This is a genomic window from Kitasatospora sp. NPDC056783 (assembly GCF_042789895.1).
Taxonomy (GTDB): Bacteria; Actinomycetota; Actinomycetes; order Streptomycetales; family Streptomycetaceae; genus Kitasatospora.
In genome coordinates, this window is the sequence record NZ_JBHUAF010000312.1 from 1 (window position 1) to 10250 (window position 10250).

9 protein-coding genes are annotated in these 10250 nt (G+C 77.6%); 6 read left to right on the top strand and 3 right to left on the bottom strand.

All coding sequences use genetic code 11. The annotated features are described in order from the left end of the window. Positions 1-782: BTAD domain-containing putative transcriptional regulator (locus tag ACFRMQ_RS31285; protein ID WP_380734083.1), on the bottom strand; the 782-nt coding region annotated here is incomplete at its 3' end. A gap of 251 nt (positions 783-1033) precedes the next feature. Between ACFRMQ_RS31285 and ACFRMQ_RS31290 the strand changes: the two genes are divergently transcribed. Next, positions 1034-3874 (top strand): BTAD domain-containing putative transcriptional regulator, encoded by a 2841-nt coding sequence (locus ACFRMQ_RS31290; protein WP_380734084.1) that lies wholly within the window; start codon positions 1034-1036, stop codon positions 3872-3874. Positions 3875-3905: 31 nt separating this feature from the next. Here ACFRMQ_RS31290 and ACFRMQ_RS31295 read toward each other — a convergent pair whose 3' ends face one another. Both ACFRMQ_RS31295 and ACFRMQ_RS31300 read right to left on the bottom strand, forming a co-directional pair. Next, a complete protein-coding gene (locus tag ACFRMQ_RS31295) occupies positions 3906-4541 on the bottom strand; it encodes a sigma-70 family RNA polymerase sigma factor (RefSeq protein WP_380734085.1) in 636 nt (211 codons plus the stop codon). A gap of 304 nt (positions 4542-4845) precedes the next feature. Next, entirely contained in the window at positions 4846-5223 is a 378-nt protein-coding gene (locus ACFRMQ_RS31300) for a hypothetical protein (RefSeq protein ID WP_380734087.1), read from the bottom strand. Between the two features lie 338 nt (positions 5224-5561). On the opposite strand from ACFRMQ_RS31300, the gene ACFRMQ_RS31305 reads away from it, so the two are divergent. From ACFRMQ_RS31305 to ACFRMQ_RS31325, 5 genes are all read left to right on the top strand, one after another. Continuing rightward, entirely contained in the window at positions 5562-6248 is a 687-nt protein-coding gene (locus tag ACFRMQ_RS31305; RefSeq protein WP_380734089.1) for a DUF6308 family protein, read from the top strand. A gap of 195 nt (positions 6249-6443) precedes the next feature. Next, entirely contained in the window at positions 6444-6632 is a 189-nt protein-coding gene (locus tag ACFRMQ_RS31310) for a hypothetical protein (protein ID WP_380734090.1), read from the top strand. 110 nt (positions 6633-6742) lie between these two features. Further along, positions 6743-7945, top strand: coding sequence for an MFS transporter (locus tag ACFRMQ_RS31315; protein ID WP_380734091.1), 1203 nt, complete (start codon positions 6743-6745; stop codon positions 7943-7945). Positions 7946-8031: 86 nt separating this feature from the next. Then, entirely contained in the window at positions 8032-8766 is a 735-nt protein-coding gene (locus ACFRMQ_RS31320) for a class I SAM-dependent methyltransferase (RefSeq protein WP_380734093.1), read from the top strand. A 220-nt stretch (positions 8767-8986) separates the two neighbouring features. Then, the coding region (locus ACFRMQ_RS31325; RefSeq protein WP_380734094.1) for an MFS transporter at positions 8987-10250 on the top strand (1264 nt) is incomplete at its 3' end.

Here is a 10250-nt window from a genome sequence, read left to right on the forward strand (position 1 = left end):
CCGGCGAGCCGCGCCAGCACGCGTTCGTAGTGCTCCCGCGCCTCGGCGCTCCGCCCGTCCTGCTCCAGGCAGCGCACCAGCCGGGCGGCCAGCGGCTGCCGGGCGGGGTGGGCGTCGGCGGCCTCGGCGAGTTCGGCGGCCAGTTCGCCGCCCCGGCCGGCCCGGAGCAGGCCGTCGGCCATCCGCTCCAGGGCGCGCAGCCGCAGGTCGGTGAGTGCCGGGAGGGTCCGCTCGCGCAGCAGCGCGGAGCCGCAGTCGGCGAGCGCCGGACCGTGCCACAGGTCCAGCGCGGCGCGCAGCACGGGCAGTGCGGGGTCCTGCGGCGCGCCCACCGGCGGAGCGGCCGGTGCGCCGGTCGGCGGGACGGCCGGGGTGGCCGGGGTGGCCGGGGTGGCCGGGGCGGCCCCCGGAGCGGCCGGAGCGGCGGGCCCGGGGGGCTCGGGGAGCAGCACGCCCGCCTGCTCGCAGAGCCGCCCGAAGCGCAGCACGTCGACCCGGTCGGGCTCGCCGGCCAGGAGGTACCCGGAGCCGCGGGTGCCCAGTTCCAGCCCGCTGCCGTCCAGCAGCCGGCGCAGCGCCGCGACGTGGCCCTGGAGCGCGGCCCGCGCGGTGGGCGGCGCACACCCCTCCCAGACCAGTTCGATCAGCTCCTCGGTGGCCACCGTCCGGTTCAGCCGCACCGCGAGCGCGCCCAGCAGCGCCCGGCGCTTGGGCGCCGAGGGCGTCACCACCGTGCCGTCATCCCGCCGCACCATCACCGGTCCGAGCAGATCGATGTGCACGCGCCCCTTCTCCTCCCCCGCCGACGACGTCCCGGCGTTCGAGGATAGGGCCGACCGGGCGCCGAACGCCCGGTCGGGCCCTGCGGGGGGGCTCCCGCCCGCGACCGCGGGCCGGGCCGGCCGCGTCCACCGGGGGCGGGAGCGGCCGTCCGGCTCCGGCGGAACCCGCGCTCGCACTAAACTGCTCCACTTCCGGGGGCCGCACGGCCCTCGCGGAGCGCGGCGCGGCGTGCGGTGAGGGGAGGGTACTGGTGCGGATTCGGCTGCTCGGGCCGGTGGAGCTGCGGGTCGGGGCGGACGGCTTCGCGAGCGTGGCGGGCGCGCAGCGGCGGGCCGTCCTGGCGCTGCTGGCGCTGCGGCTGGGGCACCTGGTCAGCGTGGACCAGCTGTGCGAGCTGCTGTGGGACGAGCAGCCTCCGGCCAGCGCGCGGGCCGCCGTCCAGGGGCACGTCGCCGCGCTGCGGAAGGTGCTCGCCGGCACGCCGTTCGAGCTGGGCACCCGGGACTCCGGCTATCTGCTGACCGGCCCGGCCGACGCGGTCGACGCGCTGCGCTTCGAGCGACTCGCCGGTGCGGCCGGGGAGCTGATCGAGTCGGGCGCCGGACCCGAGGCGGTCGCGCTGCTGGGGGAGGCGCTGCGGCTGTGGCGCGGCGAGGCGCTGGCGGATCTGCCCGACACCCCCTTGCGCGCCGCGGCGGTGGACCGGCTGGAGCGGGCGCGCACCGCCGCCCTGCTCGGCTGGGCCGGACTGCGGCTGAGTCAGGGCGCCGGGGCGGCGGCCGTGCCGCTGCTGGAGCAGGGCGTGCGGACGGACGGGCTGCGCGAGGAACTGGTGGCCCTGCTGATGCGCTGTCTGCACCAGGCGGGTCGGTCGGCCGAGGCACTGGCCGCCTACCACCGGGCCCGGGTGCGGCTGGACGAGGAGCTGGGCATCCACCCCGGTCCGGCGCTGCGCACGGCCCTCGCCGAGGTGCTGGCCGACGACCGCGCGGTGGAGCCGAAGGCCGCCACCGCCCCGGCCGCCCGGCCCGCCCCGCGGCCCTCGACCGTGCCCCGCCGGCTCCCCAGGCGCCACCCGGACTTCGTCGGCCGCGTCCCGGACCTGGCCCGCCTCGACCGGGCCTGCGCGCCGGGTCGTTCCGGGGGCGGCCGCGCCGGAGGCGGCCCGGTGCTGGTGGTCGGCCCGGCCGGGGTCGGCAAGAGCGCGCTGGTCACCGCCTGGGCGCACCGGGTCGCGGACCGCTTCCCGGGCGGCCTGCTGCACGCCGAACTGCGCGGCCTCGGCCCGGACCCGGCGCGACCCGAGGACGTACTGGCCGGCTTCCTGCGCGCGCTCGGCGTTCCCGCGGACGCCGTTCCCGCCGGGCACGCCGCCCGGGCCGCGCGCTACCGCGAGCACACCCGGGGCCGGCGGCTGCTGGTGCTGCTGGACGACGCCGCCGACGCCGACCAGGTCGCCGACCTGCTGCCCGAGGGCCCGGAGAGCACCGCCGTGGTCACCAGCCGGTCCTCGCCGGAGGACCTGGTCACCCTCGACGGAACCGCCGTGCTGCACCTGGGTCCGCTGCCCGAGGACGACGCCCTGCACCTGCTGGAGCGCGCCCTGACCCCCGAACGGCTGCGCGCCGAACCGGAGGCCGCCGCCCGCCTCGCCGGCCTCTGCGACCACCTGCCGCTCGCCCTGCGGATCGCCGCCGCCCGGCTGGCCGACCGGCCGGACCGGACGGTCGCCGGGCTGGTCGCCGAACTCGCCGACGAGCGGACCCGGCTGGCCGTCCTGGACGCCGACGGCACGCTCTCCGTCGCGGCACGACTCCGGCTGACCCATCGTCGGCTCTCCCCCGCCGCGGCCGAACTGCTGACCGCCCTGGCCGTCCACCCCGGACGAGAGGTGGACACCCCGGCGAGCGCCGCGCTGCTGGCCGCCGACACCGCCACCGCCCACCGGGCCGTCGGCGAACTGGAGTGCCACCACCTGCTCACCGGCGCCGCCCCCGGCCGCCACGCCCGAACCGACCTGGTCCGGCTGTTCGGCGCCGAACTGCTCGCGGAGCGGCCCGGGCGGCACCGTCGGCTGCTCCACGAGCGCCTGGCCGACTACTACCTCGCCGCGCTCCAGCACTGCGGCTCCTTCCTCGACCCCGGTCAGGAGGACACCGGCCCGCCCGCCCATCCGCCGCGGGCCGTACCGGCCGCCGCCGGCATCCGCGCCGCGCTCGACTGGTTCGACGCCGAGGAGCCCGCGATCAGCGCGCTGGTCACCTCCGCCGACACCGATCCGGCCCGCGCCTGGCGGCTCGCGCTGACCTGCGGCTCGCTGTACTACGGCGCCGGCCGCTTCTCCGACTGGCTCGGCTGCGCCCGCACGGGGCTGGAGGCGGCCGAGCGGTGCGGCGATCCGGTCGCGGTCGCGCTGCTGCTCCACTGCCGGGCGCAGGCCCTGGTGGCGCTGGAACGCCGTCCCGAGGCGGCGGAGGCGGCGCGCCGGGCGGTGGCCACCGTCGAGTCCGCGGCCGGACCCGCGGCCGGGTCCGTCCGCGTGCGGGCGCTCGCCACGCTGGCGATGGTCACCGCGATGCTCGGCGACTCCGCCGAGGCGCGGCGACTGGCGGCCTCCGCCACCCTGCTCGCGCGGGAGCACGGCGACCGGCGGCGGCTGGTCGACGCCACGGTGCACCAGGGCTGGGTGAGCCTGGCCGTCGGGGACCGGGAGGGCGCCCGGCGCCTCTCCCGCGAGGCCCGGGAGCTGCTGCCGGCCACCCCGGTCACCCAGGTCCACCTGTGGTCGCTGCTGACCGAGGCGCAGGCCCTCCCGCCGACCGTCCGCGACGAGGCCGCCGACCTCGCCTGGCACCGGCTGCTCGCGGCGTGCCAGGAGGCCGGGCTGCCGTACCTGCACGCGGTGGCCGAGCAGTCCTACGCCGCCCACCTGTCGGCCCGCGGCCGGGGGCCCGAGGTGGGCGTCCGGCTGCGCTCGGCGCTGGACCGCTTCCGCTCGGTCGACCGCCAGGCGGGCTACCTGAGCGAGTTCACCATCGGCCTGGAAGAGGCCCTCGGCCTCCGGACCGGCCGACGGCCGGCGGACGACTGAACCACGCCGCGCCGGGGCGGCCCCGGCCCGGTCAGCGGGCGGCCGAAGGCGTCCCGGGCTCCGCCGGGGCGTACCCGTGCTCCGCCGCCAGCACCGGGCGCAGTGCCCGGATCGCGTAGAAGTTGCGGGACTTGACCGTCCCCGGCGGCACCCCCAGCCGGGCCGAGGCGTCCAGCACCGAGCGGTCCTTGAGGTGGAGCTCGACCAGCACCTCGCGGTGGTGCTTCTGCACCCGGCGCAGCGCCAGCGCGATGTCCCGGGCCACCACCACCCGGTCGTACGGGTCGTCGGCGGCCGGACGGTCCTCCACCGGCTCGCCGAACACCTCCTGGGCGCGGGCGGCGGCCCGGCGGTAGTGGTCGATCGCGATCCGCCGGGCGACGGTGAACAGCCACGGCTGGCTCGCCTCGGGCCCGGCGGCCAGGGCCTCCGGGTTCTGCCAGGCGCGCAGCAGGGTCTCCTGGAGGATGTCCTCGGCCTTGCCGCGGTCCCCGCCGGTGGCCCGCATCAGCGCGCGCAGCAGGTAGCCGCCGTGCAACCGGTGGATCTCGGCGAGCGTCTCGGGGTCGAGGGTCGGACGGGCCGGGGCGGCGGCCACCGGCGCGTCCGCCGGGTCCTCGGACGACGGGGTGACGGACGTGGGCTGAGCGACGGACGGCTTCGACACGCGCTACCTCTCGGTTCGGGCAGGGGGCGCAGCACGGGCAGGGCACGTTGGACACGGGCAGGGCATGCTGGGCACCGGCCGGACATCCCGGCGGTGGCTGTGACAGCACCCTGCCGGAGGCCGCCAAGTCCGCACCAAGGCCGCGCCAACGCCGGCCGTCCTGGGCACCCCGCCCGGCCCGGGGTGCCGTCGTTGGCGGGGGCCCGGTGCCGTTGGCCGGTCGTTAGGCCCCGTCCGGCCGTGAGCCGCGGCGCTCACGCCGTCGCCCCGGTGGACGGCGCCCGCGCCGTCGGCCCGGCGGCCGTCAGCCTTCGTCGAGCTCCCGGAGGAGCTCCTGCACCCCGTCCTCGCCGCGGTGCTCGATCAGCACCGCGACCCAGAGCGCCAGCCGCTGCCGCTCGGCCACCGGCCACTCCGCTGCCGACGGGTGCTCGTCCACCACCAGCGCCCTCGCCACGCGGAGCAGCACCGGCGCGGGCCGGGGCCGCCACCGCCGTTCCGGCGCCGCGCGCAGGGCCAGCCGCCGGGCGACGGCGATCACCTCCTCCGCCGTCCCCTCGGGCACCGCCGGCCCGGCCGGCCCGGCCGCGTCGGGCGCCCCCGCCCGGACCAGGGCCGCGACGAAGTCCCGCACCTCCGACGCGTCCGCCGCCGCGCCGGACCCCTCCCCCGTCCCGTTCACGGGACTCACGCTCCTTCCGGGTCGGTGGCACTCGGCGGGCGCCGGGTGTCACCGGATGACGGTATCGATCGGTGGCCGGTCGGGCGGAGGGTTTTCCCCACGCGGCCCCTCCCGATGCGACGGGGACGATCCGTGCGCCCCGTCCTGCTCAACGGGCCTCCCGCCCTTGCCGGTTCAGTGAACCGGAGGGGTTCCTTCAGGCACGCTGCCGACCGGGCCGCGGGCCCCCGGACCGGCCGACGCCCTGTCGGTCCCCTCTGCCACACTGGCCCCGCGCACACGCGACCGGGCACACGGGACCGGACGCGCGGACCGGGCACGACCGACAGGGGGCTCTCATGACGGCGCTGTGGATTCCGCCGGTGTTCGAGGACACGGCGGCTTCGGTCGCCCTGCTGCGCGAGTACTTCACCAGGCGGCGGGCCAAGGGCGACGCGTACTACTCCGGCGCCCACTTCGAGCGGCTCGCCGGCGGCGGCGACCGCCCGGAGACGGCGGACCGCTTCACCGCCGACGACCTGGTCGCGATCACCATGCTGAGCGTCTCGGTCGAGGCGCACGGAGCGGTCGAGTTGCTCACCGACCCACGGGGGCACTGGCACCGGCTGCTGTCCGCCATCCCCCGCGACGCCCGGCTGGAGGATCCGGCCCACGCCCCGTTGATCGCCCCCGACGGGCCGGCCTGGGAGCTGTGGGACCGGCTGGCGAACCCGCGCGGCACCCACCCGGGCAAGCCGGACGGGGTCGGCGCGACGGTCGCGGGCAAGCTGCTGGCCCGCAAGCGGCCGCACCTGGTACCGGTCTACGACATCCGGGTGAAGACCCTCTTCCGGCGGCCGAAGGTCGACAACACCTTCTGGTCGTCGCTGGCCGAGGCCCTGCGCGCGGACGGCGGGGCGCTCCACGCCCGGCTGGCGGAGCTCCGCGCGGAGGCCGGGATCGGCGAGGACATCGGCGTGCTGCGGGTGCTGGACGTCATCGCCTGGATGCGTCAGGGCGAGGTCGAGCGGGCGTCCGCGGGGTAGCGACGTCCGGGCCCGAGGCCGGGTGGCCGCGCACCGGGTCCGAGCCCGCTCGGACCGCCGCACCGACCGGCCGCGTCAGCAGATCGTCAGCGGAGTGTCAGCAGCCCGTCAATCCGGGCCCCGGCGGGCGCGTGGGGGCGGAAGCTGGACGCACCACACCTGCAAGGCCCGCAGGTCGCCCCGGAGGTGAACCGCATGTCCGTCCTCGCCGCGTTCCATTCCGCTCTCCCCGACGCGCGCCGCCACGGCCGCGGCCTGCGCACCGCGTGTGCCCGGGTCCTGGAGCGGCTGGCCGCCAGCCCGCTCGACAACTCCGTGCTCGGCGCGCTGGGCGCGCCCCGCCCGGCCGGGAGCGACGGCGACCGGAGGCCCGGTTCCGACTGACCCGGCGTCCGGAGCCGGGCCGGCACGGCGGCACGGCCGCACGGCCATCCGGCGCAGCGCTCCCCCGCACGGCACGGCCCGCGCGCGGGGAGCGCGCCTATGGTGGGCGAATGACCGATCGCCGGACCGCCCGGCCCGCTGTCGCCCGGGTGGGCCACCTCGTCGCCGCCTTCGCCTTCGCCGTCTGCATGGCGGGTACCACCCTGCCCACCCCGCTCTACGGGCTGTACCAGGAGAAGCTCGGCTTCTCCGAGCTGACGGTGACGGTCGTGTTCGCGGTGTACGCCTTCGGCGTCATCGGTGTGCTGCTGCTCGTCGGCAACGTCTCCGACACCGTCGGACGCCGGCCCGTGCTGCTCTGCGGGCTGGCCTGCTCGGCCGCCAGCGCCGTCGTCTTCCTGACCGAGGACAGCGTCGCGGCCCTGTGCCTGGGCCGGCTGCTCTCCGGATTCTCGGCGGGTCTGTTCACCGGCACCGGGACGGCGTACGTGCTGGAACTCGCGCCACCCGGCCGCCCGGCCCGGGCGAGCTTCGTCGCGATCGCCGCCAACATGGGCGGGCTCGGCTGCGGGCCGCTGCTGTCGGGCCTGCTCTCGCAGTACGCGCCGCGTCCGCTGGTCCTGCCGTTCGCCGTGCACCTCGGGCTGCTCGCCGTCTCGTTCGCGCTCACCCTGCTGCTGCCGGAGACCGTCGCCGGGGCCCGCCCGCTGCGCACGGCCCGGCCCGACCGGCCGGCCCTGCCGCCGGAGGTCCGCCGGGTGTTCGTGCCGGCCGGGGTCGCCGCCTTCGCCGGATTCTCCCTGCTGGGCCTGTTCACCTCGGTCAGCCCCGCGTTCCTGTCCACCGGCCTGGGCGTGCACGACCGCGCGGTGGTCGGCCTGGTCGTCTTCACCGCCTTCTTCGCCTCCACCCTCGGCCAGCTCCTGGTGCCCCGGCTCGGCACCGCGCGGGCGATCCCGCTGGGCTGCCTGGTACTGATCGGCGGACTGGCCCTGCTGGCCGCCTCGCTCGCCTGGGAGGCCCTCCCGCCCCTGGTGCTCAGCGCCCTGGTGGGCGGCGCCGGGCAGGGCATGGGCCTGCGCGGCGCGGTGGGCGAGGTCGCCGCCGTCGCGCCCGCCGAGCACCGCGGCGGCGCCCTCTCGGCGCTGTTCGTGGTCGCCTACTTCGGCATCTCGATCCCGGTCATCGGGGTGGGCCTGCTCACCGGGCCGGTCGGTCTGGCCCACGCCGGCCTGGTCTTCGCCGCCTGCATGGCGGTGCTCGCCGCCGCCTCCGGCGCCTACCTGCTGCGCCAGGCGCGCGCCCACGACTGACTCCGGCCGGCCGCGCGCTTGCCGCCCGGGCCCGGTACCGATAGACACGACCCAGACACCTTGCGTGACATCCGGAGGTCCCCGCCATGAGCGTGACGAGTCGGTACCGCGACGCCTGGGAGGGCTTCTGGCGCGACGCGCCCGAGGAGCCCGGCTCGGTGATCTGGGACGCGGAGCCGGCCCTCGCCGCCGAGCGCCACCTCGCGCTGTTCCGCCCGCACCTGCTCGACCCGGCGCTGCCGGTCGTCGACCTGGGCTGCGGCAACGGCACCCAGACCCGTTTCCTCGCCGAGCGCTTCCCGCTCGTCCTCGGGGTCGACCTGTCCGCCGCCGCCCTCGACCTCGCCCGGCGCTGCGACCCGGCCGGGCGGGCCGCGTACACCCGGCTGGACGCCACCGACGCCGGGGCCGTGCGGGCGCTGTACGAGCGCCTCGGCGACGCCAACGTGTACGTGCGCGGCGTGATCCACCAGAGCGAGCCGGCCGACCGGCCACGGGTGGCCGAGGCCATCGCCGCCCTGCTCGGGGTGCGCGGCCGGGCCTTCGTGGTCGAACTCTCCGAGGCGGCCAAGGGCGTGCTGACCGGCCTCGGCGGCGGCCCGGGCGGCCCGCCCCCGAAGCTGCGCCCGGTGTTCTCCCACGGTCTCGCCCCCGCCGAGGTCGCGGACGCCGCCTTCCCGGAACTCTTCCGCGCGGCCGGTCTCGCCGTCCTCGCCTCCGGCGAGCTGCCGCTGACCACCACCGAGTCCGGCCCCGACGGCGCCCGGATCGACCTGCCCGCCCACTGGCTGGTCGTCGGCCCGGCGGGCTCCGCCGCCTGAGCGGCCGCTTTCGGCCATCCTCCGCGCCGGACCGGACCGTCCCCCGCGGCCGTACCGCAGCCGGTCTGCGCCGGTCAGGACCGGATCGTCCGGCACGTCCCCCGAGCCCTTGGGCACCAACGTCCTGGCGCGTTCGCCGATCCGGATCGACGAGGGTGTTCGAACGATCGGACCCCTCGTGTTCTGCTTCCCGCACATGACCGCACAGGAGGCCGAACACATGAGATCACCCGCGGCCGAGGAGTCGTCCGCCCCCGCGCCGCGGCGCGGCCGTCCGCTGCTCCTGTTGATCACGGAGCAGCTGACGGGTTCGGTGGGGCGTCAGGTCACCGCGCTGGCACTGCCGCTGCTGGCCATCGTCCATCTGCGCGCCGGGCCGCTGGGCGCCTCGGCGCTGATGGCGATGAGCTACCTGCCCGGTGTCCTGCTCAGCCCGCTGATCGGCGTCGCCGTCGACCGCGCCCGGCTGCGCCGGATGCTGGTCTCGGTGTCCTGGCTCCAGGTGCCCGCCATCGGCAGCGTGCCGCTCGCGGCCGCGCTGGGCGGGCTGACCTGGCCGCACCTGTTCGCCGCGGCCGCCGCCTCGGGCGCCCTCTCCTCCGTCCAGGGCGTCGCGGCGCAGTCCTGCCTGCCCCGCGTGGTGCCGCCGGAACGACTGCTGCCGGCCAACTCCTCGCTCACCGGGGCCCGGACCATCGGCCTGATCGGCGGACCGGCCCTCGGTGGTCTGCTGGTCAGCCTGGTCGACCCGGCTCCGGCGCTGCTGGTCGAATGCGCCGCCTACCTGGTCGGCGGGGCCCTGTTCCTCGCGCTGCCGGCCTCGCTGAACCACTCGCCGCACGGGGCGGGCGGCGGAGCGCGATCGCGCGTCGAGGCTCTGAAGGAGGGCCTGGCGGTCATCCGGCGCGAGACCCTGCTGCGCCGGCAGGCCCTGGCCGCGGCCGGGCTCAACCTGGGCGGCGGGGCCGGTGCCGGTCTGTTCGTCCTGTACGCCGAGCGGGAGTTGGCGCTGCCGCCGTGGCAGCTCGGCGCGGTCTACGCCGGGTACGCCGTCGGCATGGGCACCGGTGTGCTCGTCGCGACCTCCGTCACCCGGGCGCTGGGCATGGCCCGGGCCATCCGGTGGTGCGCCGTGGGCGCCGGGGCGGCGCTCTTCCTCATCCCGACGGCCTCCCTGGGGCTGTCCTTCCCGGTCCTGGTCCTGTACCAGCTGCTGTTCGGGCTGCTGGCCACCGTGTGGTCGATCGCCATGACCACCGGGCGTCAACTCGTCACCCCCGCCCATCTGCTGGGCCGGGTGAACGCCTTCCTCCAGGCGGTGCTGACCGCCACCCTGCCGGTCGGCGCCTTCGTCGGCGGGTGGCTCGCCGCCCGGGTGGGCATCGTGCCGGTGCTGACCGGCGCCGCGGCCGTCGCCCTCGCGGGCGCGAGCAGCCTGTGGTTCCCGCGCGACATGCTCGCCCGGGTCGAGCGGGCGGCGGCAC